Genomic DNA, 26,846 nt, shown 5'->3' on the forward strand with positions numbered 1-26,846 from the left:
GCCCGGTTTTTAATTTAGGCAAAAAATTTGAGGAACTTGTGAAGGATGCAGTTAGCTCTGTAATATATTGAGTTCTAAAGGAAAGGTAACAGTAAAAGTAGAACCAACTCCTAGTTGAGATTGGAGATTGATTTCTCCTTGGAGCAAGTTTACTAAGCGAGAAACGATCGCCAGCCCTAATCCTGTACTATCAGGTAGGTAGGAACGAGCGCTTTTATTTACACGAAAGTAAGGTTCAAATATCTGTGCTTGGTTTTCTGGTGCAATACCAATTCCTGTATCAGTAACAGCAAATGACCAATTTTTGTCGTTCCACGTTTGACATACTATGCTAATCATACCTGACTCTGTGTAGCGAATCGCATTACTGACAAGATTGGTGATAATTTGTTGTAATTGAAACTCATCAGTTAGCACTTCTTGGGGACAGCGATCACAGTCTACAATAATTTGTAATTCTTTTTCTTCTGCTAAAGGCTCCAACATTTCACACACATTAATCACCAATTCTTTTACATTGGTGGGTGCGACTTGCAGTTGTACTTTACCAGCATCATATCTTGATAGTTCTAATACATCATTAATGAGGCGGAGTAAGTGTCTACCATTCCGTAATACTCGCTCAATATGTTCTAAATTTGTATACGTATCTTTGATGCCAGAGTTACGTCTTTGTTGGCGTAAAAATAAATCTGAGTAGCCAATAATTGATGTTAAAGGATGTTTCAGTTCGTGCGCTAGTTGGGAAAAAGTATCTTGATTGGCATTAATTAAGCGTGTGAGTTCTTCATTATGCAGGGTTAATGATAAATGCAGATGCTTTAATTCTCGTAAACGCTCATCAACATAACTTTTAAAACACCGAGCGATCGCTTCATCTATTACAGCATCAATTAAACGCATATAACGAATAATTTCCGCAGGTGTTCCTTGCAATAAATCTGCTTCTAAAGTATCAAATATAACTATCCGCAGTAGACGATATTCTCTAGCAATTTCTGTAGGATCAAAGCCTTGTTCAGCCCGGAGTAACCCATGCTGCCAACTGGCTGTAAGTATCGACTTGATATCACTATCCTGAGATTGGGCAAGGACATTAATCATTGCTTGAAAAATATCAGGAATATGATTCTTAATTGCGGTGTAAGATAAGTCATCAGCACTTTCAATCTGCCTGTCTTGACGAACTGCTGCCACCCATTTCTCGATGATACTGTTAGTATTTTCAGCCAGTATAAGACTAAAATCCATTATGTTAAATTTTGTAAAAATTTAGTAAAGAAATTTTTATCTAGAAATAGTTTATCGGGAACAGGGTTTTTTTGTAAAAAAAATCCGCACAGTTCAACTGCATTCAGAAAGAAATTATCTACTTATATGAATAGATTTTATTTATTAACCTTTAGTTTAGGTGCATTTGCATTACATATCATTACCAACCTAAAGAGTGATTAAATTCGGCTAGATCAACAAATAGAATCTATCCCAAGAAGTTGTCTTTACTGGACAACGATGTTATATTTCGCTATATTGTTGCCAATTCGAGTAAGTCAGCCTAATTCAGCGTGTCAAATTACATAACGCTGAAGCGGAGGAACCAATTTTTGGGGCGTATCTCTTAAAAAGTGAAAAGTAAAAAGTGACCAAGAGTTGAACTCAGCACTCAGCACTCATTACTCAGCACTTATCAGAGAGGGGCATCTCTCAGCCCTAGCCCGTCAGCTAACTTCGTAGGCATTGAGAGGAGACTGAAGAGATAGCATTTTTAGAATGTGTTGATCTCATCAGTGTCCAAGGCTGGTACTGCTCAGATTCTTGTACCTGTACTTACACCTGCTGAGGCTATAGATGATATTGCACTTAAATTTAGCAGCGATCGCGGCGATCACTAGTCAAGCTGCGTGGCAAAAGACCAAGCCCATAATTACTAAGGATGTCGTCTTTTTACCTATTCTAGGTTTTTTAGGAATTATCTTGTTGTGGTGGGTGGTTGCCTTAGCCAATCATGAATTAATGCCCACGCCACCAGAGGCATTAATAGCTAATTTAGACTATATTTTAAATCCGTTTTATCAACGCGGGCCGGGCAACTTAGGCATTGGCTGGTTGTTAATCGCCAGTCTGCGACGCGTCTTAATCGGTTTTTTGTTAGGTGCAGTCGTAGCAATTCCCTTGGGATTTCTCATTGGGATGTCCAAGTCGGCCATGTTAGCCCTCAATCCCATCATTCAAATTTTTAAGCCCGTATCACCCTTGGCTTGGTTACCAATTGCTTTAGCCATCTTCAACTTGGCAGATCCCTCAGCAATCTTTGTAATTTTTATCACATCTTTGTGGCCGACAATTATTAACACCGCCCTGGGAGTTGCCAGCGTTCCCAAAGATTATTTAGATGTAGCACGGGTACTAGAAATGCCTCGCTGGCGCAGAATTACCAAAATTATTTGGCCTGCCAGTTTGCCCTATGTTTTCACAGGTTTGCGAATTAGTTTAGGAATTGCTTGGTTAGTTATTGTCGCCGTAGAAATGCTAACAGGCGGTATTGGAATTGGGTTCTTTGTTTGGGATGAATGGAGTCGTTTGAATCTTAGTTCAGTTTTCCTGGCTGTATTCGTCATCGGTGTAACCGGACTAATTCTCGATTTCGCTGTGGGTAAACTTCAAGAATTTGTAACTCATCGCCCGACAACTGCGAAATAACAGAATTCAGCAGAAATCAATACATAAGGTGAGGATTTGAAAAACCCCTCTCCAAACCTCTCCCCCACGGTGGGAGAGGCTTTGAAAACCTGATTATTGCTCAAATTTGTTTGCCCCTCTCCGCGTCGGAGAGGGGTTGGGGAGAGGTTCATCGAACTTACGTTAGATAACAGAACTCAGCAGCCATCAATACAAGTAAAACGCAACTAGACTCGGCACGCGAAGCATGAGTCACCACTGGAGCTATATAAATGGGTGATCATAACTGGACTAGAAGAGATTTTTTATTAGGAATTAGCACAACAACTGCTGGAATTGCTTTGTCTTCCTGTGGAATTTCGGGAGACAGATCTGCATCAGGACTGACAGAAGAAGCCTTAGCCGTCAAACCTGTAGTTAGATCTCAAGACTTAGAAAAACCTGATATTACTGTTGGTTACGTTCCTGTTAATGATTGTGCGCCATTTGCGATCGCCTGGAAAAAAGGTTTCTTTCGCAAGTATGGTTTGAATGTCAAACTCAACCGCGAAGCGAGTTGGGCAACTTCCCGTGATGGTTTGATTTTTGGTCGTTTAGATGCTGCGCCTGTCGTTTCTGGTGCTGTCACTAATGCCAGAATTGGGGCGGAAGGCGCACGCCATGCACCTTTATGTGCAGCTATGACCATTCACCGCCACGGTAACGCCATGACCATGAACAAAGCCATGTGGGATTTTGGGCTGCGTCCTTGGTACGAGTATCAACAACAATATGGTGATGGTGCATTAGAAGCCTTTGGCAAAGATTTCCGCGCCTACTTTGACAAGCAATCACCAGAAAATAAAGTTTGGGCAGTAGTCTTGAGTTCCGCAATTTACGAATATTTCATTCGTTATATATCTGCGGCGGCTGGTGTCGATCCCATAAAAGAATTTCGCGTGATTATTGTCCCACCTCCCCAGATGGTAACAAACGTGCGAATTGGGGCAATGCAAGCTTACATGGTAGCCGAACCTTGGAACACCAGAGCCATTACAGGTAATGAAGGCATTGGCTTTACCTTCGCCCAAGGTAAAGAAGTTTGGTTAGGACACCCAGATAGATTGTTGGGTGTGATGGAATCCTTCATCGAAAAATATCCTAAGACTTATCGTTCTCTGGTGAAAGCGATGATTGAGGCTTGCCAGTATTGCAGCAAACCAGAAAACTACCAAGAAGTTGCCGAACTGCTGACAGACCGTTCCTTTACAGGTGCTAGACCGAAAAATAAGAATGCGCCAATCACAAAGTTTACAGCCCCAGCAATTTTAGGTAACTACAACTATGGGGGGTTTGATGGCAAAGACCGCACTGTAACAGCTGCCGATACTACCATCTTCTACGATATTCCTGACAACCTGCCCAAACAGCCGGGTGAACACTCAACATTCCTGTGGCGGTCTAGAAGTATTTGGTTAATGACTCAAGCCGCCCGTTGGGGACAAATTAAGGAATTTCCCAAAAATGCCGAAAAACTAGCTGCCCAAGGTTGGAGAACAGATTTGTATCGGGAAATAGCCTCTGAGATGGGTATTGAGTGTCCCAAAGATGATTACAAAGTCGAACCGCCAGAAGTCTTTATTGACAAAAAAGGCTTTGATCCTAGTGACCCCGTAGGCTATCTCAATAGTTTTGAAATTCGGGCAAAATCACCGACTCGTTTCTTTATGTCTTGAGTATTAATTCTCAACATTAACTAACAAATAGTTACAAGGTTTTAGGAGCATTCGATGACGAAATATACAGCAACATCAATAAATACTCATCAAGAAGTTATGTCTCGCACTAATTTTCTAGAAATTGAAAATTTAGTCAAGTCTTATCCGACACCAGATAAAGGTAATTTTGTGGTTCTTGATGGTGTGAATCTCAGCATTGGGGAAGATGAATTTATTTCAGTAATTGGTCACTCTGGCTGTGGGAAATCAACTTTATTAAAAATTGTTGCTGGCTTAGAAACTGCAACTTCTGGGTCAGTGCGGCTAGATGGTAAGGAAATCCGCAAGCCAGGTGCAGAAAGGATGATGGTATTTCAAAATTACTCTTTATTGCCTTGGTTAACAGTCAGAGAAAATATTCGTTTAGCCGTGGATGAAGTGTTAAAAAATGCAACTCGCGCTGAAAAAATTAGCATTGTTAACGAACACTTGGCAATGGTAAACTTAACCCCGGCAGCCGATAAGTATCCTGATGAAATTTCTGGAGGTATGAAACAGCGAGTAGGGATTGCGAGAGCTTTAGCAATTCGCCCAAAAATGTTGCTGATGGATGAACCTTTTGGAGCGTTAGATGCATTAACCAGAGGTAAATTACAGCGACAAGTATTAGATATTTGGGAAAACAATCGACAAGCAGTAATGATGATTACTCATGATGTCGATGAGGCAATTTATATGAGCGATCGCATCGTATTAATGACCAATGGCCCAGCAGCTAATATCGGGGAAATTTTAGAAGTACCTTTTAAACATCCACGCGATCGCGCTGCTATGCGTAATTCTAAAGAGTATTTTGAATTGCGTAATTATGCCTTGAATTTTCTTGATAGATACTTCACACAAAACGAGTAAATTAGTTTATTATTTCTTTTAGCGGGTCGCCTAATTCAAATTAATCAAAAATCATAATTTGAAGCGGAGGAACCAAATATATGGGGCTAATCTTTAAGAGAGACACCTTCCAGTCTTAGCCCGTCAGCTAACTCCGTCGGCAATGGAAGGAACTCCCAAAAATTTGGCTGTAATAACAGTTGTTATTGGGGTTTCTTTAACGAAAGGTTACAAGATAAAGCTCGAAGCATAAAGTCTCAAGGATGAATTTCACACTTCATACTTCACACTTCATACTTCACACTTTATTCACCCTGCTTCTCATTCATCATTCGTTCCCTCTAGGAGAAGTTAAACTGTGAACATTAAGCCAATGTTAGTGCGCCTCCAAAGCGCCATAGGTAGAGATGATTTAGTTGAGCAAATGGTATTAGTACCAGAGCCAAAAAGACGTTCGTTTAAAAATGCTCAAACAGCAAAAGCAGTCAACTTAATTGTTGCTTACAACGCTTCACCTAATAGTCATACAGCACTAGATATTGCTTTTTGGATTGCTCATCAAACACGTTTAGCTACAAATTTGCAAGTTACAGTACAAGCAGTTTATGTAGTAGAAGAGAATCAGGGTGATAAGTATTTAGATAAAGTGAATTGGGCAAATTATTTAACCTCATGTGAATGCGGTGTAAGTGATGTCTACCAATCTGCAACATCTGTCTTAACTCAACCAAAACTTCAAGAAATCACGCAACATTTAAAAGCACAAACTTTAGCGCCTCTAGAACAAGCAGATAAAATTCTTTGGCAAGCACGAAGTTTGGCTGAAGAATGGCAAGGTTCTTTTAAATCACATTTGCGGTTTGGTAACGTTGCTCAAGAACTGAAAAAAGTCGTAGAGTCAGAGGCGGCTGATGTTTTATTTCTGGGGTGTAAATCTATTAATCATTCCCTCATTCAGACACTAGGTTTTAATTTTCCTTGTGCTGTTTTAGGTATACCCAATGGCATTGATGAATAAAGTCTATATCAAATTGCAGTAATTGTTTATAGGATGTCTAAGAAGTATTAAATACTTATCTTGATCCCTCCTAGCCCCCCTTAATAATAGGAAAAATTATCTCCAATTCCCCCTTTTTAAGTGGGAATTAGGGGGAGCTAAATTACAACACCAAAAAATTTTCAGACATCCTCTTAGCTAAGTAAGATTTATGGAAAGTCACCTATACTTTAGGTGGCTTTTTCTGTAATATGCAACTAATCAGAAATAAAGAGGAATGAAGTGGAGAACTGGCAAGCTCTCTTGAGCATTTTCACATTTTTGGGTGTAATTATCCTAATTATGACGGAATGGGTGCATCTGACTATTGCAGCTTTATTAGGAGCATTGCTACTAGTTTTCACCAACGTCATGACATTAAAAGAAGCTGTGGGTTATATCGGCAATAGTCATGGAACATTAGGCTTATTCTTTGGTGTTATGGTACTGGTTCGAGCATTTGAACCCACAAAAATATTTGATTATCTAGCAACACAAATAGTCATTTTAGCTAAAGGCGACGGCAAACGTCTTTTATTAAGTATTGTTGGTATTGTTACTCCCATTTGTGCAGTATTACCCAATGCCACAACAGTCATGTTATTAGCACCTTTAATTCCGCCAATAGCTCAAGAAATAGGGATTAATTTTGTACCATTACTGATATTAATGGTTTTCGTAGCTAATAGTGCTGGTCTGTTAACTTTAGTTGGTGATCCTGCTACTTTTATTGTTGGAGATGCTATTAATATCAGTTTTACAGAATATTTATGGCAATTAAGTCTAGGAGGAGTCGTTGCAATTGTTACAGTCGTAGCCACACTACCATTTTTATTTCGGAAAATTTGGCAAACTAAACTTGATAATCTTGAAGAACTGCCACATCCACAAATTAATCATCCACGAGTTTTAACTGTGGGGGCAGTGATTATAACATTCGTATTAGTATTTTTTGTAATTGGTGAATCTTTACCAGTTCCGATTTCACCTGCTGCTGTGGCTTTATTGGGTGCAGCGTTGGCTTTATTACTATCTCATCAAAGTCGCATCGATACAGTTAATAATATTTTGCGGGATGTAGATTGGAGTACATTAATATTTTTTATGAGTATTTTTGTGCTGATTGGAGGTTTGGAGAAAACAGGGGTAATTAATGCTTTGTCAGGAGTTTTAGCAACCATTTTAGGAAAAAATATTGTTCTCGGTTCGCTAGTTTTAGTATTTTTTGTGGGGATATTATCTAGCGTCGTGCCTAATATTCCCTTGGTAGTGGGAATGGTACCTTTACTCAAGCAATATCTTGTCAGCGTAGGGTTAGCACCAGCAGGAGTTTTAGCACAAGACTTTCAAGGGCAGTTTCCGGTTGAAGTTTTACCTTTGTTTTACGCCATGATGCTTGGTGCAACCTTGGGGGGTAACGGCACACTTGTGGGAGCATCTTCTAATATAGTTGCAGCTGGAATTTCCGAACAGCACGGTCGTCGCATTTCATTTAAAACCTTTCTCCACTACGGCATTCCTGTGATGTTTTTGCAACTAGTAACTGCATCTTTATATGTGTTGATGCGATTTCTGATTTAGAAACCACAAAAGTCAAGTCTGTTTATACCTTAAGGAGGATTAAGCATCGAAATGTATCTAAATATACTAATATGTATGGTTTTGTCTAGGCTCTAAATGTAGCATCATACAAATATAGGCACAAAACCAAATTCAGCTTCAAGAAGGATCAAAGATATGAACCCGCCTGAAGAATATATTAATCATAATGCGGTAGAGTCAGGGCTAGGGGGGTCAAATCCTGAAAATAACAAGCTGCAATTTAGTACTAATGGGATTGGCGAAAGTAATAGTTTAGATAAAGTGAGAGATATTCTTTTTGGCAACCAGATACGAGAGGTTGACAAAAGATTTGCACGCTTGGAAGAACGTTTAATTGCTGAACTTGTTAACGTGCGGGATGAGACACGCAAGCGTTTAGATGCTTTAGAAAGTTATGTTAGACAAGAGGTTGATTCGTTAACAGAACGGCTGAAAAAAGAGCAAGCAGAACGTGATATGGCGGTGCGATCGCTCTCTGAAGAACAAAAAAATATTAACTTATCATTAGAAAATAAAATTGCTCAATTTGACGAGCAAACTACTAACCATCAAAGAGAACTACGCGAACAGATACTTAACCAATCTAAAAATTTACAAGATGACCTTCAGCAAAAATATGAAGAAATTTTGGCTTTGCTGAAACGCGAAACTCAAGAACTACAAAAAGATAAAACAGACCGTTCTAAGCTGGCTGCTTTGTTTTCAGAATTAGCTATTCGGTTAAATGCTGACAATAAATCTTAAAGCTTTAGTTAAGTCTATTGCCAGTTTCTTCCATAGAATGCGACTGTATATTAATTGTAAATTAAGGGATTTGGGCAATGAGTAGCTATTCCCCGAATCGAGTATCTCTAGAAACTACAAACAGCAATAGTGAATCTTCTAATTTAGATTCTCTTAATCAAGATGAACTGAGTTTACTTCGCAGTGTCCTGCTTGGTGTTGAACCGACACAACTTAATAAACTCTACGAAAGATTAAATAATCCTCAAATTCAACCAGAAGATATCAGTCGCTTGCTTCCCGAAGCTGTCGTTTTGCGTTCCAAGCAAGATAAACAACTGGTAGAAGCTATTGTTTCAACTGTGGAAGAAGCAATTCAAGCTTCTGTTACGCGAGATGAAAATGTACTTTCAGAATCATTCTTTCCCATCATAGGGCCAGCCACCCGCAAAGCGATCGCCACAGCTTTAGACGAGATGATGCAATCGCTAAATCAAACTCTAGAACATAGCTTGTCGCCAGAAAGCTTTAAATGGAGACTAGAAGCACGACGAACAGGGAAATCATTTGCAGAAATTGTCCTGCTACGGACTTTACTTTACCGAGTAGAACAAATATTTTTGATTCATAGAAAAACTGGATTATTGCTGCACCATGTAATGTTAAAGCAAGTAGCTGCCCAAGATCCAGATTTAGTGGCGGCGATGTTGACAGCAATTCAAGATTTTATTAAAGATTCTTTTACTGTCAACCAAGAAGCTACATTAAATAGTTTGCGATTTGGTGAACTGACAATTTGGATTGAAGCCGGGCCACAAGCAATTTTAGCAGGAATAATTCGTGGCAAACCTCCACAAGAATTACGAGAAGTTTTTCAAACAGCAATCGAAAAAATTCATCTCAAACTAGGAACAGAACTGCATACTTTTGAGGGGGAAACAGAACCATTTGAAGCTAGTAAACCTTATTTAGAAAGCTGTTTAGCAATTCAGTATAAAACTGCTTCTAAAAATAATTATACTTATGCCTGGGCTTTATTGGGTTTGATGGCGATCGCGGCTGGAACTTGGGGCTTTTTTACTTTTAGAGAACACCTACGTTGGCAAGCTTATCTTAATAAACTGAACTCTCAGCCAGGAATTGTGGTGATAAATACTCAGCACCATAATGGTAAACATTTTATTTCGGGAATGCGCGATCCTTTGGCTGTAGATCCCAACACACTCATACAGCAAACAAATCTTAACCCTAAAACAGTTGTTGGTAAGTGGCAACCTTACTTATCTTTAGAACCAGAACTACTAACTAAAAGAAGTGCAAAACTACTGCAACCACCAAGCACTGTAGCACTACAAGTTGATAATAACGGTATTCTTTCGGCTAGGGGCTACGCACCTCGTCAATGGATTTTAGAAGCGCATAAACTATGGCGTTTCATCCCAGGAATCACACAATTTCAAGATAAAAATCTTCTACCAAGCGAACTCAGAGAATTAGAGTTATTTAAAAAACAAGTTGAAGAAAAAATATTTTTATTTGAAGAAGGAAAAGATGAGTTTGTTCCAGGAGAAACTAACAAGTTACATGATTTAAGCGAGATTATCCACAAGCTTTTAAACACTGCTAACGCTTTAGATAAAGATGTCCAAATTCAAATCAGAGGACACACTGATACTACGGGAACAGAAAAGCAAAATTTGTTACTGAGTCAAACTCGTGCTAATAAAATAATATCTTATTTAAAGTCTCAAGGAATTAACCCGAATATATTTAAGCTTGTTGCTGTAGGTTCTAAACTACCTTACCAGCCTGAATTGAATTTAGATGCTAAAAAGCTAAATCGTCGAGTTTCTTTTCAAGTATTGATAACTGATAAAACTAAATAAATATGCTTCAGAAAAAAATTTGTATGGTAGGTGCATTTGCTACAGGTAAAACAAGTTTAGTCTCAAGATTTGTCTATAGTATTTTTTCAGATAAATACTATACTACTGTAGGAGTTAAAATAGATAAAAAAACTATAGATATTGAAGGCAAAAGCTTAAATTTAATCCTTTGGGATCTTTATGGCGAAGACGAATTTCAAAAAGTTCGGATGTCTTACCTTAGAGGTTCCTCTGGTTATATATTAGTTGTAGATGGCACTCGGCGCAACACTCTAGATAAAGCTTTTGAATTACAAACTAAAGTAGAAGAAAGTATTGGAAAAGTACCTTTTATTTTGGTACTGAATAAATGGGATATGACAGATGAATGGGAAATTGAAGCTCATGAGCTAGATGCTATTATCCAGAAAGGTTGGACTGCTATTAAGACTAGTGCTAAAACTGGACAGGGTGTGGAAAAAGTTTTTCAAACTCTTACTAATCAAATAGTAAATGGATAAATGGCGGAAATTCCCAATGATGTAATTTTATATATTCTCAACTTTATTATAGAAGAGCGATCGCTCGCGTATCTTTTAGTCAAAAAAGATGGTTCTCTATTAGTATGGGGTGGAAAACTAGCTGAGTACGGTATTACTAATCTCAGTCAAGGAATGCAGGTAAGTGAACAGCTTTTTTTCCTAGAAGGTTTATTACCATTAGAAGATGATCCTTTATTTCTACCCTTGATTAAAATTGAGATCGGTATCTGTGCAGATATCCATATTTTTCCCTCAGATGAAGGTGATTGGGTATTGTTATTAGATAGTATTTTAGATGAAAAGCATCTTTCTGCCATGCAACAAGAAGCCAATGATTCCAGCTTAGTACAAGAAAAATTTACTAAATTCGTGAATCAGCCACCTCAAGAATAAAAATTAAATTTTGTATATTTATTTTATGAATAAAACTCTATTATCTGACTTATTAGTCACATTAAATATTTTGGTTTTGGAAAGAATTGATATTGGTTTATTTAGAGTTAATTCTAAGCCACCTGATTGGCTGAGGCGTTTTTGTAGCCAAAATTTAACATTTGGAATGGATATGTTAATTCCGCAAGAGGAATTTGCGTTTTTAGAAAATTTTTTGTTTGATGCAGAGGAATTTTGGTCTAACAATAGCATTGGTAAGCTGAGTTCTGATATATGGAGTGAAATAAATTTAAATGGTTATGCAGAGCAGCTTGAAGCTTATGCTCTATGTATAAATAGTAGTAAAATCTTGTTAATTGAATTAGCGGAAGATAAATTTCAAGATAAACAACACTTAATTCAAATAGGTAGAGAACAGGAATTAAATTATCAGCACTTAGTGAAAGAAAATCAAAAAAAAGAAGTGTTGATAAATTGTATTATCCACGACATAGCAGGGCAACTAAGTGCAATAAATTGTTGTTTAGCTTTGCTGGAATTTGAAAATTTATCAGTTAAAGGCAAAGAAAATTTAGAAATTGCTCGCAAGCAATCAATCAAGCAAGAAATGTTAATTAGAAATATACTAGATGCATTTTCTGCTGAGGTGCGATCGCTAGAAAATTGTATAGTAGATATTCAGACTGCTCCTGATATTTTACTTTCTGTACAAGAAACTATGGAGCTTTTTAAATCTACTTTTGCGCTGACTAATCAACAGTTACAGCTTGCTGCTAACATTGACATAACCGCAGATTGGAAAGTTGTTGGTGAACAATCGCGTTTAGATCGGGTAATCACAAATCTTGTAGAAAATGCTTATCGCCACACTCCACAAGATTCTACTGTAACTATTGGTTTGCAAGCTGAGGCAGAATATATTCTCTTCACTCTTGATGATGAAGGGGAAGGTGTACCACCAGAGATGGTAGATAATTTATTTCAAAAGTTTTCCCAAGGTAAAGATAACTCAGGTAGAGGTGGCATTGGTCTTTATTTTTGCCGTATGACTATTGAACGTTGGGGAGGAAGTATCGGTTATTTACCACGCCAAGAAGGCGGTTCCAGATTTTGGTTCCGCCTTCCAAAGCCTAAGGGTAAAGGGGTATAGGGGTGTGAAGGTGTATGTGAGCAAAACTCTTACCCTCATCTACTGTTCCCTGTTCCCTAAATTTAATATCCAATCAAATGTAAGACATCGCGCAGGACGCTAAAACCTGCTAAATCCCACAATAAATAAGCTAGAAATCCAATCATTGCCAAACGACCATTCCACAGTTCAGCTTGGGGTGTCCAGCCAAACAAAAATTCATTGCGATCGCGGCCATTATACGCATTAGCAACTGTGGGTAAATCGGTAGAAGGACGAGTTTCACGAGTTTGCATGATTTTTCTCCAAAATTAAGCTAGTTTTGCCAATTTTTTCTTTAGTAACCAATTAGGTGTAAGACATCGCGCAGAACGCTAAAACCTGCTAAATCCCACAGTAAATAAGCTAGAAATCCAATCATTGCTAAACGTCCGTTCCACAGTTCAGCTTGAGGATTCCAACCAAAAATAAACGCATTGCGGTCTATACCGTTATAAGCATTAGCAACTGTTGGTAAATCGGTAGAAGGGCGAGTTTCTGTAGTGCGAGATTCCATATTTTCCTCCAAAATTAAGCTAGTTTTTTGATTTTTTTTAGTAGCCAATTAGGTGTAAGACATCGCGCAGAACGCTAAAACCTGCTAAATCCCACAGTAAATAAGCTAGAAATCCAATCATTGCCAAACGACCATTCCACAGTTCAGCTTGAGGAGTCCAGCCGTAAACAAAAGCATTACGGTCAATACCGTTATATTCTGTCGCAACTGGTGGTAAATTCGTGGAGGAGCGAGTTTCCATTTTTTAATTCCAAATTCATTCGTTACTTAACTTAAACTTAGCTATTTAAAACTAGACTGCTTTCTGTCTCTAGGTACAAACTCTAGGCACTTCTTGTGGACGATTATAAAAAGCCTGAACGTGTCAACATATCCACCTTCAGAGGGTGATAAAAACCATATTTGTAAATAAATGTAAATTAATATTAGCTAAAGGGTGATTAAGCTACGATTAAAACATAGGAACTAATACCGTTTTAATAATTAATAATTAGCTGCCAAAACATCTGTAAAACTAGCAATTCTCTTCATTATTTCCATAAATATCCTAAAAATTAAATCTCATGGATAATCAAACTTCTACCCGACGCTAGATATATTCTTCAAACTTCAGGTGGATGCTGAAATCGCCTAATTTCTTGGATTCTGAGATCTACGAGAGTTAGGTATGGCGATAGTCACACACATAAATGCATAGTTGCTGCTCACACCATTCTTAAATCCCTCCAAAGTTAAACTTTAAAAGAAGGAAATACAATGATTCAAAGTACGGGAATTATGTTGGGACTCTACAAACCATTATTATGGGTAGCACAAACTTCTGTAGATCCCTCAAATGTTACGCCAGCGCAGGCATCAGTGCTGACATCCGGGCCACGCTTTTTTGTCGCCTTAATCTCCGGCGTGATTTTAGCTTTTGCTTTTCAACTAGTGCTAACAAATCTCTCCGTTGCAGCTGGGATTTCCTACCTAGGACATTCTGCTGATTCAGATTCCAGTCATGAAGAAACTGGCAGTTTTGGCGGCACAATTCGCAAAATTGGTACTGCTGTCGGTATCTGGACACTAGTCACTGTGACGATCGCCTTATTAATCGCCAGTTTCTTAGCAGTAAAATTAAGCTTAGTCATCTTCGACCCCAGACTAGGAGCTATTCTTGGCTTAGTAATTTGGGGGGCATACTTCTTGTTACTAGTATGGGTAAGTTCCACTACCGTAGGTTCCTTAATTGGTTCAGTGGTTAACACCGCTACCTCTGGTTTTCAAGCCATTATGGGAACTGCTACCGCCGCCCTGGGTGCGAAAGCTGTGAATCAGCAAGTGGTAGCAACCGCAGAAGCCGCCGCCGCTGCTGTGCGCCGAGAACTAGGCAGTGCTATCGACCCCATCAGCATTCGAGAAAATATCGAAGATTACCTAGAAAGGTTACGTCCTCCTGAATTGGATATATCGAGAATGCGGGGTGAATTTGAAAGATTACTCAACGATCCACAATTAAAAGCGATCGCCGGCAGTCCTGATTTACGCAACATCGACCGCCAAAAATTTGTCGATTTAGTTAGCAACCGTACAGACCTTTCCAAACGCGACGCTAACCGCATCGCAGATACACTATATAGTGTTTGGCAACAAGTAGTAGGGCAACAGCCACCTGTGCAAGACCATTTGGGTGAATTAATTGACTACCTCAAATCTTTACCGCCAGGACAAACCAAAACCGATGAACTAAACGCCAAACTCGAACAGTTAATCGCCGAAACTCGTACTTCTAAAGAAGCTGACCAAAAATCCACACCCGGCCCTATTCAGCAGACACTTCAACAGGGAATAACAGCCCTGACTGGTATTGTTTTGGGACGGACTGATTTGTCAGATATCGATGTCGAAAAGATTTTGCGATCGCTGGCTAGTGCGAAAGATAAAGCCACAGAACAAGCTGATAAATTAGGGCTTCCCGTACCATCGCAACCTTACAGCCCAATTCGTGCTGATATCGAAAACTATCTGCACAATACCTTTGCTTGGCAACTCAGCCAAGAAAGAATCGCTCAAGAATTCCGCGATGTCATTTATGACCCAGCCGCTGATCCTGGCATCATCAAAAGAGAATTAGACCGCCTGTCGCGCAACGATTTCGTCAATATTCTGCAACAACGGGGATTACTCACCCAAGCCGAAATTCAGCGGATTGCAGACCAACTAGAAGCTGTGCGTCAATCAGTATTAGTCACAGTCACAGCCGAAGAAGAAAGAGAAATCACCCAAGACTTGCAACGACGAGTCGAAAGTTATCTCTTGGTAACACCAAAATCAGATTTGAATGCAGAAGGAATTGAACGCGATTTCCATCCTTTGTTGACAGACTCAGATGCAGACTTTGAAACTTTGTCACGCCGCCTAGCAGTCCTTGACCGGGCAGAAATGCGCAAAATTCTGCTAGAACGCAACGATATCCAACTATACGAAGTAGAACCAATTCTAGATGAATTGGAAAGACAGCGCGATCGCGTTTTAATTGAAGCGCAAGGCCTTGCAGAACAAGCAAGATATCAAGCAGAAACTTTGTGGTTGAATGTTGAATCATATCTGCGTAACACAGGCAAAGCAGAATTAAACCCTGATGCGATTCGCGCCGATCTAAAGCGTTTATTAGAAGATCCCCAAGCTGGGATGAGTGCAATTCGCGCCAGATTGTCTCGCTTTGACCGTGATACCTTGGTAAAACTGTTGAGTCAGCGCCAAGATTTGAGCGAAGACCAAGTTAACAGCATTATCAATACTGTAGAAGATTCTTGGCACAGTATTCGCCATGCACCGCAAGCAGTAGCAGATAAAGCCAAAGAGCAATATGACACTGTAACAACTACCATTGCAGATTACCTGCGTCACACAGGTAAAGAAGAACTCAACCCAGAAGGTATTCAACGAGATTTAAATCGCTTGTTTGAAAATCCTAGAGAAGGTGCAGTCGCACTGCGGCGGCGGTTATCACAAGTAGACCGAGATACCTTAGTGAAGTTGCTGAGTCAACGGCGAGACTTGAGTGAAGAACAAGTCAACCAAGTGATTGACTCTATGCAAACATCAATCCGCAATATTGTTCGTGCGCCGCGCCGTTTGGCGACTCGGACACAGCAAAGAATGGACACATTCAAAGCTTATTTGGAAGAATATTTGCGGCAAACTGGTAAAGAAGAACTCAACCCCGAAGGCATTAAGCGTGACTTGCATTTATTGTTGCATGATCCACGGGTAGGGGTAGAAAGTTTGAGCGATCGCTTGGCTCATTTTGACCGTTCGACAATCATCGCCTTGCTGAAGATCCGGGAAGATATGAGCGATGAAGAAGCAGCCAGAATCGCTGATAATATGATTGCGGTACGTGATCAATTTGTCGAGCAAGTGCGGAGTATCCAACGGCGGATACAAGATGTCATTGATGGCATTTTTGCCCGCATCCGCAACTATCTCAACGCCTTAGATCGTCCAGAACTCAACTATGATGGCATTAAGCATGATGTACGCCAGTTATTTGAAGATCCGCAAGCTGGATTTGATGCCTTGCGCGATCGCTTATCCGCCTTCAACCGTGAGACTCTAGTTGCAATCATGAGTTCCCGTGAGGATATCTCCGAGGAAGATGCCAACCGCATCATTGACCAAGTAGAACGCGCCCGCAACACAGTATTGCAACGTGCAGAACGCATCCAACACGAAGCACAACGCCGTCTGGAAGAAGTCAAGCATCAAGCCCAACGACAAGCCGAAGAAACGCGCAAAGCCGCCGCTTCAGCCGCTTGGTGGTTATTTGCCACAGCCATCGTTTCCGCTATTTTCGCCGCATTTGGTGGAGCGATCGCTGTTCTGTTTGTCTAGGCTAACAAGTTGTCTCCGCTAAAGTTTTAGCCTCCCAATATGGGAGGCTTTTTTATTCCCTTACACCCTTGAGCTTCGTAAGATTTTATAGCAATAGCCAAGACAGTTAGGACATCAGCAAATGATAAAACGTAGATAGAAAAAGACTTTTAACCCTGTTATATCATGTCCGGCAAATCAGTTATGATTCAGCATATCTGTGCAGAAAGACAAAACCCTTCCTCGCCCTGCACCCTGCGGTCTTTATGATAAGTCTTTTACCGGACACGATATTACCTGTCACCTGTTATACAATTCAAAATCCAAAATCTAAAATCCAAAATTGATGTAACGCAGACGTACTCTCAAAAGACGCAACCATCTTAACCAAACTTGTGCAGGTTGCTCAAAGAAAGTAAAAATATCGCCAAAGCCCAGGTTAGTTTTATGATGGTGCAGCCAGTGTCTTTCTGGAGTTGTAATGAATAGAACTTGACACACAACATTGATGAAATTTGGAGTCTGCCAACCTAAAACACTAACGTGTCTCCACCACACATGAAACTGACCTAATAGCAATCCAGAAATCACACCAACGGGAGAGAAAGACCAAAGAATAACTGCCATAATTAAATAAGGCAAAGCTCCCAAAATCCCATCTAACAGTACCTGAAAATTTAACGTTAATATGGCATAGTGGCGAAAGTCTTTCTTCCAAGAATGATGTGTTCGCAAGTGGAGGCTACCAAAAACATGCTCAGGTATGTGGTAAACGAATGTAGATAAAAAATCGCCAAAAAACAATAATAGCCAAGCAACTACGATAGCCTCAAGCATTTTTACTCCTCACGTTCAATCAAACAATCCACACAAAAAATTCCCAGATGATATTTGAAATGTAGATATCTTTTTTGAGGTCTACACTTCTGTGATTTAGGCTTAAACTATGCCTAATTTGAAGGTTTTATGAATGTGCGATTTAAAATTCAGCCAACGCCATGAGCGACTCCATTTAACTTCTGTCTGAAATAAATATGACAAATACAGCTAATTATCGATATATTTAGTGTATTTTATCATTGTTACCCCATAATCTTCTTACTAAGACAGACAGAATGAGCAAAGGATGAGTTAAAATTAGTACAAATTTAGGTTAAGGTTTTCCATAAATTTATTTAGCAAAGATTAACTGCTAAACAGATAGAATTTTGAACAAATTTAGCCAGTTGAAAATTTTTAAATTAAGGAATTTATTTATACATAAAAACTAAAGGCAAATTACTTGTACTAGCAAGTAAAAACTATGATATTTGAGAGTATTGAAATCAAATATATTTAAAATTTATGTGATTAATATTACCTAAAATGTTACGAGTATGGACATCACACAAATTGTAGATTACGGACAGCAGCAGATTCCGATTATAGATATCAGCACGTTAGTTACAGGATGTGGCGATCGCAACCACGTAGGATTTGAAATTGGACAAGCCTGTCGTAAATATGGGTTTTTTTATATTGTCGGACATGGTGTAGGTGTTCAAAACCCTTACACCCCTACACCCTTGCACCCACTCTCGACAGACAACCTTTGTGCGTAAGTCCTGACCTGAAAGCGTTACGCTAGATGGTAAAGCTCAAATTTAAACTATGACACCTGAAGAAATTGCGGTAACACTAACAGAATTATTTGGTACACAAGAAGTTAATGCGATCGCACCTGGATCTTGGCAAGTAGACTCATCTGATTTTCGCCTGTTAGTGCTGCTGTCAGAAGACCAAACTTGGCTGCGAATATTATTGCCAATTGTGCCGCTACAAGAAGCTGAAACATTTTTAACACAATTTTTAGAAGCCAACTTTGATGAAACTCAGGAAACCCGTTACGCGATTTATGACGGCGTAGTTTGGGGAGTGTATCACCACAACAGTGGTACATTAGTGAGTGCAGATTTTGCAAATGCGATCGCAAGACTTGTATCACTACATAAATCTGGTTTAAATGATGTCTTCAATCGATTTATTGAAAACCGCCTCCGACAAATTATCAAAGCCGCGAAACAACAAGGACAATCTCTGCAAGCCACAATGCAAAATTTAGAAAGATTTTATGCAGAAGGTTTGATGGGTGAAATTAACCAATCTGCTACTGATAGAGAACAAGTATTAGCCACTTGGCAATATCAACTAGAACGCCTCTGGAATGAAATATAGCGAAATCAAAGTGCTGAGTGCTGAGTGAATCAATTTTGAATTTTAAATTTTGGATTTTAGATGAGGACAATCTTTCAATCTAAAATCTAAAATTCTCTAGTCCCTAGCCTCTAGCCCCTAATCTCTTTTTTACTTATGGATATTATCGAAATTCTCAAAGATGACTATCAAAGATTTCCGGAAAATCAAACATATTCAATTTACGCTGAAGATGTTTATTTTCAAGACGCGGTTTTTAAATTTCATGGTATCAAATTTTATCAATGGATGATTAATTTCATCAAAACTTTCTTTTTAAATCCCAAGATGGATTTACACAACATTCAACGTTTGGGGGACACCATCAAAACAGAGTGGACACTTAGTTGGAACAGCCCTTTACCTTGGAAACCTCGCATTTCTATTACTGGCTGGAGTGAATTACGTCTCAACTCTGATAACTTAATTATTTCTCACATCGATTATTGGAACTGTTCACGCGCAGATGTCCTAAAACAACATTTCTTTCCACAAAAGTAGTAGATTGACACAACAAATACTAATTTCCTTTCAAAGTAGAGACGTAGCAATGCTACGTCTCTACAAGATTTATGCAGTTGAAGCATAGATTAGGACAAGGATTAATCATCAAACATAAAAACGAAACAGCTTTCAAGCCTGTTCCCTGTTCCCTGTTCCCTACTACATCTAACTAATTACTCATTTCTAACATTCGTTGCATGGGACGCAGCGCCGCCAGTCTAATTTCCTCAGACATTGTAATTTCAGGAGCGCGGTTTTTCATTGCCAAATACAGTTTTTCTAATGTATTTAGCCGCATAAAAGGACACTCATTACAATTACAGTTATTTGTCGGTGGCGCAGGAATAAAGTGTTTATCTGGTGCAAATTTTTGCATTTGGTGAATAATTCCTGGTTCCGTAGCCACAATAAATTCTTTGGCTGGGCTGGTTTGACAATATTTAAGTAAAGCTGCTGTCGAGCCAATATAGTTGGCGTGGCGCAAAACGCTAGTTTCACATTCTGGGTGAGCGATCGCCTCTGCTTGAGGATGTGCTATTTTTAACTGAACAATTTTCTTTTCGGAAAAGGTTTCATGCACAATGCAGCTACCTTGCCACAGTACCAAATCTCTACCAGTTTGTTCCATTACATAGCGCCCTAAATTCCGGTCTGGCGCAAAAATAATTGGCTGGTCTTTTGGTATCTGCTGCACAATTTTAACAGCATTAGAACTGGTGCAAATAATATCGCTCATCGCCTTAATTTCAGCCGAGCAATTAATATACGAAATCACCAAATGATTGGGATGCGCTGCTTTAAAAGCGGCAAATTCCTGTGGTGGACAGGTATCTGCTAAAGAACAACCAGCAGCTAAATCAGGTAAAAGTACTAACTTATCAGGATTGAGTATTTTGGCTGTCTCTGCCATGAAGTGTACACCAGCAAAGACTATTACATCTGCGTTTGTCTGTGCTGCGGCTTTCGCTAGTTGTAATGAATCACCAATAAAGTCTGCAATATCTTGAATGTCTGGCTCTTGATAGTAATGCGCTAAGATGACCGCGTTGAGTTCTTTTTTAAGATGCTCAATAGCAGCAAATAAATCTTGTGGTAGTTCACCCGGTTGGGTTTTGTCTGTTCGTGCAAATGCAGTTGTAAACACAGTTAAAGGTTGCTTAGGGTTGCAAATGTTTTATCCAGTGGATTCAATTATAGTAGTTTTTACCAAAAATAGGAGGCAGTAAGATTAAAGACTCTATGAGGGTTTAAGGGTGTAGGGGTGCAGGGTGTAAGGTAAAACGTCTGTAACTACCGACTTTTGACTATTGACTATAACTTCCAATTTACCAATCTGGCATAAATGTAGGCGATCGCTTCACTAATGACTACCCGCACTCCTTCACTAGAATTCCACCATTTTTGCGAATCATAGTTTTTGGTTTTAGCCGAAATAATGCCGACTTGAATTTTGGGAGCAAATATATTTCTAAATATCAACCAACTTCTACGAGCATGAGCATCAGTTGTAAACAAATTCATTGACTCTATCTGTAAATTTTTATCTGATATATGCTGCAATAATGATACAGCAGAAGCATTAGTTCTATTCTTAGCTACAAGAGGAGTAGGAACAACAATTACTTTTTCTTTAGGTATACCCAATTTAAATAATGTACTAGCAGCAATTTCGGCAAAATTTTGATACTCAGCTAGATAAGATCCTTGGTCTATTTCTGGGCCGATAGTAAGTATTTGGCGGTAAGCACCAGCTTTAAATTCTACTGCTGCTTGCTCTAAGGCGTAATCCGATATCCAGCCATCAATGACTAATGTATCTGCTGATTTGAGTGGAGAAGTTACGGCGAGAAATGGGTACAAATTGTAAATCACAAAAAACATGGCAGAAGCAGAAGCCGCCAAACATAAAGCCCATCCCTGCGCCGTTAGTGTCCATATTTCTTGGCGTTTGAGTAATCGGATTTGTGGAATTTTATGAGTGTGCTGATTTTTTTTCGGCATTAATTCTTAGATAAGCGTTGAGATTTTAAATAAGCAAATACAGATTTATCTCCAATATCTGCGGGAATAACTTGAAATGTTTTCCGCACAGCAAATACTAAAAATAAAATTGCCCAAACTCCTAAAAGAATTTGTTCTACCTGAATAGGTAAAACTCCAACAAGATGTCCTAATAAAAGCAAAGGAACTGTAAAAGTTAAAACTTTAGTTTCTAAACGATTAAAGCAAAATGCTTCTTTAAAATAAATGCCTGTCAATGCTGCAAAAGTAAAACCTACTCCTAAAATAGTGAGCGGGTTTGTGTACAGAGTAACCGCAAAAGGTTGGCTGTCAACATGGGCGAAGATAAACGAGGAAATACTCCCAATTAACCAAAAAACTTGTAAAATTCGGTGTAGAGGAGCCATATATATGTGGATAGTCAGCAAACTCACACCGAGAGCTAAACTAAAGCAGGTATACAAAGGCGTAATTGCTTGGATGGTAGTCGGGTTATTGTTGAACAATACCAAAGCAGTACCGATAGCAAAGCTGAGTGCGGCTATCATTAAGGCAGTGCGATAGATAATTACCCCAGTGCGATCGCTTTGATCAATGGTAAACTCTCCAAACTGGCCTTGATAAACTTGTGATGGAGATACAGTTTGTGTAGTCATAAAACAATAGTGATGAGTGAGCAGTAATCTCAATTTCTAGTTTAATAATTAATCACTTCTAAAGTATTTTGCCAATGTATCTGCAACTGTGAATGTGCATTACCTCCATTAATGGCAATTTCTACCCAACCATGACTACCAATTAAGGCTATAGCTTCGCCAACTTCGCCATTACTGTAAGTTTCACACCCTGGTATTGTCAACCCAGCAATTTGCACACCCCAAGTTTTACCTTCCACGTAATTTCCAGGAATATTGCTGATTAAGTTACCAAAGTGATCTATATATTGAATACAACCCAAGCAACCACGACTAGTTTTTTGACATTTTCCTATATCTAGCTGTACCAAAGTTGCTATATCTATTTCTTGTCCTAGTTCTTTCAAGGGAACACCACTCGCAAGGTTTGCGCCTACAGGTGCAAAAATATCTCTACCGTGAAAAGTGCGACTAGGTTCGGGAGTTCGCCAGTAATTAGAGTTTGTTAGTTCAACGGCTGCGACTGCGGGAGTTTGACTTAATACTCCACTGAATATGCCATTATCAGGGCCAACTAAAAACCCATTTGCAAATTCTACTGCGATCGCTCGGCGTTTACTACCCACTCCCGGATCTACTACTGCTATATGCACTGTTTTATCTGGAAAGTAGGAATAAGCATTTAGTAAACAAAATCTAGCAGCAGCAATATCTTGTGGCGGAATTTGGTGTGTTAAGTCTATAACCCTTAGTTCTGGGTTGATTTGGGCGATGATACCCTTCATTACCCCGACATAAACATCGCGATCGCCAAAATCGCTGAGTAAAGTTAGGAGCGATCGCTGATTTATTTGACTCTCTACCATGATCAGAATATCATTACATATACTAAGACATATTTTTCTGTAGCAACAGCTACAAAATTTATGTTATGTTAGGAATACTAAACATAAAAAAGCATAAAGAGGGTAATCACTATGAGCCAAAATAGACTACAAGCTATGAGACAAGCCAAAGAAGTACACAGAGAAAACCTCAGAAAAAGCCTGGAACATCGCTTAGAAGTAGCTAGAGCGCAAGGCAATGAAAAATTGATTCATCAACTAGAAGCAGAAATGAGATATATCGGCTAAAGCCGCTAAAACAGGAGTTGATTGTTTATAGTTTTGTTGTGTGGAAACCCCCGCTTCGGCGGGTTTTTTGTTGACTATTTGTGAATAGTCAAGAGTCAATAGTCAATAGTCAAAAAGGTAAAATTTCACACTTCACACTTCCGGTTCTACACCCAAAGCCCGTAATTGTTCTGCCAAGCGTTCAGCACGTTGTATGGCAGTTTCTTTAGCTTGTCGTTCTTGTTCGGCGCGTTCTGCACCAGTAGGAATCACATTACCTTCAATGTCACACCACCTGAGCCAAACATCTCGTTTGCCTTCATACACACCTTCCCACAAACATAACCCTAGCTCAACCTCGGTCAACCATTCTTCGCTCATAGGTACCTAGTGCCGTCCTTGCAATTGGTACATCTGGAGAACTTCACCACCAAGTTGCTGAGATGGGTAGAAAATAATGTAGTATAAAATCCTCATTCGGGCATATTCTAAGAATTTACGCCCTGTTTCATTGCCTTCTCGATTCGAGACAATTTCAATCACTACTTCTGGTGGTTTGCCAAATTCCCAAGAGAAATAAGAACGATGTCTTTTTTCCCACCAGTTTTCGGCTACTTGTACATCTAAACTCAAGAATACATCAGGTACAATCGCTGGTTGATTGCTACTTGCAAACAAGCCCACATTTGCAGCCACAAGAAACCCTTGGGAATTACTTGCACCGTTCCAAGAACTGTAAAGGGTTTCTGTTAATAACCGTTGTTGTTTTTCTGATGGTAGATTATCCACTGGTTGATTATCTTCTGTCACCAAATGGCTAACATCTGGTAACAAATCTTCTGTCAAGGTGATAGGCTCATTCATAAATAAGTTAGGGGATAGGAGCTTGATTCTATTGTGACAGCATCACTCATCCCCTTGAGTTTTGTTATGGCTTTGGTTTGTATGTCGAAGCAACGTGTAATTCTTTCAATTGCTTCGCATCTACTCCAGAAGGCGCATCAGTTAACAAGCAACGGGCTTGTTGTGTCTTCGGAAAAGCGATGACATCGCGGATAGATTCTTCCCCAGCCAGCAGCATCACCAAACGATCTAAACCATAAGCGATACCACCATGCGGCGGTGTACCGTATTCAAAAGCTTCTAAGAGGAAACCGAATTTACTTTGGGCTTCTTCTGGTGATAAGCCAATAGTTTCAAACACCTGTTCTTGAATTTCCCGTTGATAAATCCGCAAACTACCACCGCCAACTTCAAAGCCGTTAAATACTAAGTCATAAGCTTGGGCGCGGGCAGTTTTTAAGTCGTGCAAGTCATCGGGATGAGGTGCGGTAAATGGGTGGTGTAATGCTTCCAGACGCTTTTCGTCAGCATTCCACTCAAACATTGGGAAGTCAACAATCCATAACAAATTGAGTTTTTCGGGATCGATTAACCCAAATTCTTTAGCTACGAATTGCCGTAATCTGTCTAAAGTTTTATTTACAGTACCAGCATCACCAGCACCAAACAATAACAAGTGTCCAGCTTTCGCACCTGTGCGGCGGAGAATTTCAGCTTTTTGTTCGGCTGTGAGGTTGTCTTTAATTGCACCGATAGTATCAATTTCGCCGTCTTCTCTGACGCGGATGTAAGCTAAACCTTTAGCGCCAGCTTCACTGGCTTCTTTGAAGATGTCGCCGCCTGGTTTAATGCGGACGTTAGAAATTTGCTCGTTACCGTTGGGAATGGGAAGGATTTTAACGATACCACCGTGGGCTACCGCGTCACGAAAGACTTTGAAACCAGAGTCTTTGAGAACATCGGAAACATCCACTAATTCCAAATCATAGCGGGTATCGGGTTTATCGCTACCGTAACGCGCCATTGCATCAGCATAAGTTAAGCGGGGGAAAGGACGAGGTAACTCAATTCCTTTAACTGTTTTGAAGATGTGACAAACGAGTTTTTCGTTGAGTTCAATAATTTCTTCTTGAGACATGAAACTCATTTCCATGTCTAATTGGGTGAACTCTGGTTGTCTGTCAGCGCGTAAATCTTCATCCCGGAAGCAACGAGCAATCTGATAGTATCTGTCCATCCCGGATACCATCAAGATTTGTTTAAATAGTTGCGGTGATTGCGGTAAAGCAAACCATTCGCCAGGGTTGACGCGACTGGGTAGAACATAGTCCCGCGCACCTTCGGGAGTGGAACGAGTTAAGACTGGTGTTTCAATTTCGATAAAATTTTCTGTGTCTTCCAAATAGCGCCGCATGGCTTTGACGACTTGATGACGCAGTTGCATATTTTGCGCCATGCGATCGCGCCGTAAATCTAAATAACGGTATTTTAATCTCAAGTCTTCCCGCACTGATTCGGTGTCAGCACTAGAAACTTGGAATGGTAGCTGCTTACGGACTGCATTCAGCAATGTAATTTTATCCGCGTAAATTTCCACTTCACCTGTGGGAATGCGAGTATTGAGAGATTCTTCGGGACGTTGCGTTACTCTGCCGGTGATTTCGACGACGTATTCATTCCGCAAAGCATTGGCTTGCTCATAGGAGTTGGGGGTGCGTTGCGGATCGCTGACAATTTGGACAGTTCCAGAGCGATCGCGTAAATCTAAAAATATCACGCCCCCATGATCGCGGCGACGGTCTACCCATCCGTACAAGGTAACAGTTTCTCCAATATCTTCTTTTCGGAGTTCGCCGCAATAGTGAGTTCGCATAGTAGTTAATCTGTTCTTCTGGGCTAGATGGGTCAATAAAAGTCAAAGCTTTCCCATTATCTAGCATCAATCGTATCTAATTGAAGAACCGATGGCATAATATCTTAGCAGACGGCAGAAGCCAGCAGGCAAGTAGCAAACTTTTGCCGTTGATTTCTAAGTTTTTGGGTTTGGGTTAAAAAAAATGGGCAAGCAAAATGCTTACCCTACAAGAGTTTTATTCAATAAACCTGTGAATTAATGATGACGAGGGGCGTTAAAGGCTTCCCAGGCGGCTTTGGCTGCACTTTGGAGGCGATCGCCAAAATCAGCAAATTCTTTCCACAGTAAGTGCCAGTTTTTCTCAGATTCTTCTTGGATCACAGCCCAAGCATTTTCTAGGCGATCGCGTTCAATTAGTTTTTCGCCTTCAATGGCTTGGCGTGCTTGGCGGACAGCATTTAAATAAGTTTCGCGGGTGAGAGTTCCGGCTGATTCTGCTTCAGCTTGGGCGCGTCTTTTGAGTGCTTCAATTAAAGCTTTGGTTTCGTTCTTCACTTCATCAGTCTCACCAGCCATTTCAGTCTCTACCATTTCGTTGGTTTGAGAACTGATTTCTACAACTACAGTAGATTCAATGGATTCAAAATTATCAGTAGTCATGATTCAAAACTCCTTTAATTAGCAGACAATAGTTAA

Annotated in this window: 28 protein-coding genes and 2 riboswitches; of the genes, 15 read left to right on the plus strand and 13 right to left on the minus strand. The window is 39.7% G+C overall.

All coding sequences use genetic code 11. The features are described from left to right. Positions 1-51: 51 nt before the first annotated feature. The gene (locus ACMX3D_RS21700) at positions 52-1,251 is read right to left on the minus strand and encodes a sensor histidine kinase (RefSeq protein WP_482747889.1); all 1,200 of its coding nucleotides are present in this window, start codon (positions 1,249-1,251) and stop codon (positions 52-54) included. Positions 1,252-1,556: 305 nt separating this feature from the next. Further along, a riboswitch (cyclic di-AMP (ydaO/yuaA leader) is annotated at positions 1,557-1,752 on the plus strand. A gap of 96 nt (positions 1,753-1,848) precedes the next feature. On the opposite strand from ACMX3D_RS21700, the gene ntrB reads away from it, so the two are divergent. The 10 genes from ntrB (at position 1,849) to ACMX3D_RS21750 (ending at position 12,578) form a co-directional block, all read left to right on the plus strand. Beyond that, complete coding sequence (gene ntrB / locus ACMX3D_RS21705) at positions 1,849-2,700, plus strand: nitrate ABC transporter permease (protein WP_482747890.1); 852 nt, start codon at positions 1,849-1,851, stop codon at positions 2,698-2,700. 251 nt (positions 2,701-2,951) lie between these two features. After that, positions 2,952-4,394 (plus strand): ABC transporter substrate-binding protein, encoded by a 1,443-nt coding sequence (locus ACMX3D_RS21710; RefSeq protein WP_482747891.1) that lies wholly within the window; start codon positions 2,952-2,954, stop codon positions 4,392-4,394. 54 nt (positions 4,395-4,448) lie between these two features. Next, the gene (locus tag ACMX3D_RS21715; protein ID WP_482747892.1) at positions 4,449-5,288 is read left to right on the plus strand and encodes an ABC transporter ATP-binding protein; all 840 of its coding nucleotides are present in this window, start codon (positions 4,449-4,451) and stop codon (positions 5,286-5,288) included. A 17-nt stretch (positions 5,289-5,305) separates the two neighbouring features. Beyond that, positions 5,306-5,442: riboswitch (cyclic di-AMP (ydaO/yuaA leader) on the plus strand. 198 nt (positions 5,443-5,640) lie between these two features. Next, on the plus strand, positions 5,641-6,285 hold the full coding sequence (locus ACMX3D_RS21720; protein ID WP_482752398.1) for a universal stress protein: 645 nt from the start codon (positions 5,641-5,643) through the stop codon (positions 6,283-6,285). 261 nt (positions 6,286-6,546) lie between these two features. Beyond that, positions 6,547-7,884 (plus strand): SLC13 family permease, encoded by a 1,338-nt coding sequence (locus ACMX3D_RS21725; protein WP_482747893.1) that lies wholly within the window; start codon positions 6,547-6,549, stop codon positions 7,882-7,884. A 156-nt stretch (positions 7,885-8,040) separates the two neighbouring features. Next, positions 8,041-8,649: a hypothetical protein gene (locus tag ACMX3D_RS21730; protein WP_482747894.1), complete on the plus strand. Its 609-nt coding sequence runs from the start codon at positions 8,041-8,043 to the stop codon at positions 8,647-8,649. Between the two features lie 77 nt (positions 8,650-8,726). After that, entirely contained in the window at positions 8,727-10,514 is a 1,788-nt protein-coding gene (locus tag ACMX3D_RS21735) for an OmpA family protein (protein ID WP_482747895.1), read from the plus strand. 2 nt (positions 10,515-10,516) lie between these two features. After that, positions 10,517-11,014, plus strand: coding sequence for a Rab family GTPase (locus tag ACMX3D_RS21740; RefSeq protein ID WP_482747896.1), 498 nt, complete (start codon positions 10,517-10,519; stop codon positions 11,012-11,014). Beyond that, a complete protein-coding gene (locus tag ACMX3D_RS21745) occupies positions 11,015-11,428 on the plus strand; it encodes a hypothetical protein (RefSeq protein WP_482747897.1) in 414 nt (137 codons plus the stop codon). 25 nt (positions 11,429-11,453) lie between these two features. Then, positions 11,454-12,578: a sensor histidine kinase gene (locus ACMX3D_RS21750; protein WP_482747898.1), complete on the plus strand. Its 1,125-nt coding sequence runs from the start codon at positions 11,454-11,456 to the stop codon at positions 12,576-12,578. A 62-nt stretch (positions 12,579-12,640) separates the two neighbouring features. Here the strand turns inward: ACMX3D_RS21750 and ACMX3D_RS21755 are convergent, their stop codons facing one another. From ACMX3D_RS21755 to ACMX3D_RS21765, 3 genes are read right to left on the minus strand one after another with little or no spacing between them, the layout of a single operon-like run. Beyond that, on the minus strand, positions 12,641-12,853 hold the full coding sequence (locus ACMX3D_RS21755) for a high light inducible protein (protein ID WP_482747899.1): 213 nt from the start codon (positions 12,851-12,853) through the stop codon (positions 12,641-12,643). Between the two features lie 41 nt (positions 12,854-12,894). Beyond that, on the minus strand, positions 12,895-13,113 hold the full coding sequence (locus ACMX3D_RS21760; RefSeq protein ID WP_482747900.1) for a high light inducible protein: 219 nt from the start codon (positions 13,111-13,113) through the stop codon (positions 12,895-12,897). Positions 13,114-13,150: 37 nt separating this feature from the next. Further along, positions 13,151-13,354: a high light inducible protein gene (locus ACMX3D_RS21765; RefSeq protein ID WP_482747901.1), complete on the minus strand. Its 204-nt coding sequence runs from the start codon at positions 13,352-13,354 to the stop codon at positions 13,151-13,153. A gap of 515 nt (positions 13,355-13,869) precedes the next feature. Between ACMX3D_RS21765 and ACMX3D_RS21770 the strand changes: the two genes are divergently transcribed. Continuing rightward, complete coding sequence (locus ACMX3D_RS21770; RefSeq protein WP_482747902.1) at positions 13,870-16,989, plus strand: MFS transporter; 3,120 nt, start codon at positions 13,870-13,872, stop codon at positions 16,987-16,989. Between the two features lie 309 nt (positions 16,990-17,298). Here ACMX3D_RS21770 and ACMX3D_RS21775 read toward each other — a convergent pair whose 3' ends face one another. Then, a complete protein-coding gene (locus ACMX3D_RS21775; RefSeq protein ID WP_482747903.1) occupies positions 17,299-17,805 on the minus strand; it encodes a fatty acid hydroxylase in 507 nt (168 codons plus the stop codon). 539 nt (positions 17,806-18,344) lie between these two features. Here ACMX3D_RS21775 and ACMX3D_RS21780 point away from each other — a divergent pair. The 3 genes from ACMX3D_RS21780 (at position 18,345) to ACMX3D_RS21790 (ending at position 19,701) form a co-directional block, all read left to right on the plus strand. Further along, positions 18,345-18,569 carry a 2-oxoglutarate and iron-dependent oxygenase domain-containing protein gene (locus ACMX3D_RS21780; RefSeq protein ID WP_482747904.1) on the plus strand — a complete coding sequence of 75 codons (225 nt, stop codon included), beginning with the start codon at positions 18,345-18,347 and terminating at the stop codon, positions 18,567-18,569. A 49-nt stretch (positions 18,570-18,618) separates the two neighbouring features. Then, the gene (locus ACMX3D_RS21785) at positions 18,619-19,182 is read left to right on the plus strand and encodes a hypothetical protein (RefSeq protein WP_482747905.1); all 564 of its coding nucleotides are present in this window, start codon (positions 18,619-18,621) and stop codon (positions 19,180-19,182) included. 135 nt (positions 19,183-19,317) lie between these two features. Next, positions 19,318-19,701 (plus strand): C6orf136 family protein, encoded by a 384-nt coding sequence (locus ACMX3D_RS21790; protein WP_482747906.1) that lies wholly within the window; start codon positions 19,318-19,320, stop codon positions 19,699-19,701. Between the two features lie 172 nt (positions 19,702-19,873). On the opposite strand, the gene nadA is transcribed toward ACMX3D_RS21790, so the two are convergent. The 4 genes from nadA to ACMX3D_RS21810 form a co-directional block, all read right to left on the minus strand. Then, positions 19,874-20,848 carry a quinolinate synthase NadA gene (gene nadA, locus ACMX3D_RS21795; RefSeq protein WP_482747907.1) on the minus strand — a complete coding sequence of 325 codons (975 nt, stop codon included), beginning with the start codon at positions 20,846-20,848 and terminating at the stop codon, positions 19,874-19,876. A 167-nt stretch (positions 20,849-21,015) separates the two neighbouring features. After that, positions 21,016-21,705, minus strand: coding sequence for an ElyC/SanA/YdcF family protein (locus tag ACMX3D_RS21800; protein WP_482747908.1), 690 nt, complete (start codon positions 21,703-21,705; stop codon positions 21,016-21,018). Next, the gene (locus ACMX3D_RS21805; RefSeq protein ID WP_482747909.1) at positions 21,705-22,361 is read right to left on the minus strand and encodes a DUF2301 domain-containing membrane protein; all 657 of its coding nucleotides are present in this window, start codon (positions 22,359-22,361) and stop codon (positions 21,705-21,707) included. The genes ACMX3D_RS21800 and ACMX3D_RS21805 overlap by 1 nt, the downstream gene beginning before the upstream one ends. Positions 22,362-22,402: 41 nt before the next feature. Next, on the minus strand, positions 22,403-23,206 hold the full coding sequence (locus tag ACMX3D_RS21810; protein WP_482747910.1) for an SAM hydrolase/SAM-dependent halogenase family protein: 804 nt from the start codon (positions 23,204-23,206) through the stop codon (positions 22,403-22,405). Positions 23,207-23,317: 111 nt separating this feature from the next. On the opposite strand from ACMX3D_RS21810, the gene pirA reads away from it, so the two are divergent. Beyond that, positions 23,318-23,473 carry an arginine synthesis PII-interacting regulator PirA gene (gene pirA, locus ACMX3D_RS21815; RefSeq protein WP_482747911.1) on the plus strand — a complete coding sequence of 52 codons (156 nt, stop codon included), beginning with the start codon at positions 23,318-23,320 and terminating at the stop codon, positions 23,471-23,473. 132 nt (positions 23,474-23,605) lie between these two features. Here the strand turns inward: pirA and ACMX3D_RS21820 are convergent, their stop codons facing one another. From ACMX3D_RS21820 to ACMX3D_RS21835, 4 genes are all read right to left on the minus strand, one after another. Continuing rightward, positions 23,606-23,833, minus strand: a complete 228-nt coding sequence (locus ACMX3D_RS21820; RefSeq protein ID WP_482747912.1) for a hypothetical protein — start codon at positions 23,831-23,833, stop codon at positions 23,606-23,608. Between the two features lie 6 nt (positions 23,834-23,839). After that, positions 23,840-24,316 carry a Uma2 family endonuclease gene (locus ACMX3D_RS21825; RefSeq protein ID WP_482747913.1) on the minus strand — a complete coding sequence of 159 codons (477 nt, stop codon included), beginning with the start codon at positions 24,314-24,316 and terminating at the stop codon, positions 23,840-23,842. 64 nt (positions 24,317-24,380) lie between these two features. Further along, positions 24,381-26,168 (minus strand): aspartate--tRNA ligase, encoded by a 1,788-nt coding sequence (gene aspS, locus ACMX3D_RS21830; RefSeq protein WP_482747914.1) that lies wholly within the window; start codon positions 26,166-26,168, stop codon positions 24,381-24,383. A 237-nt stretch (positions 26,169-26,405) separates the two neighbouring features. Continuing rightward, a complete protein-coding gene (locus ACMX3D_RS21835; protein ID WP_482747915.1) occupies positions 26,406-26,810 on the minus strand; it encodes a hypothetical protein in 405 nt (134 codons plus the stop codon). Between the last annotated feature and the right edge of the window lie 36 nt (positions 26,811-26,846).

This window comes from Anabaena sp. TISTR 8404 (genome assembly GCF_056847745.1).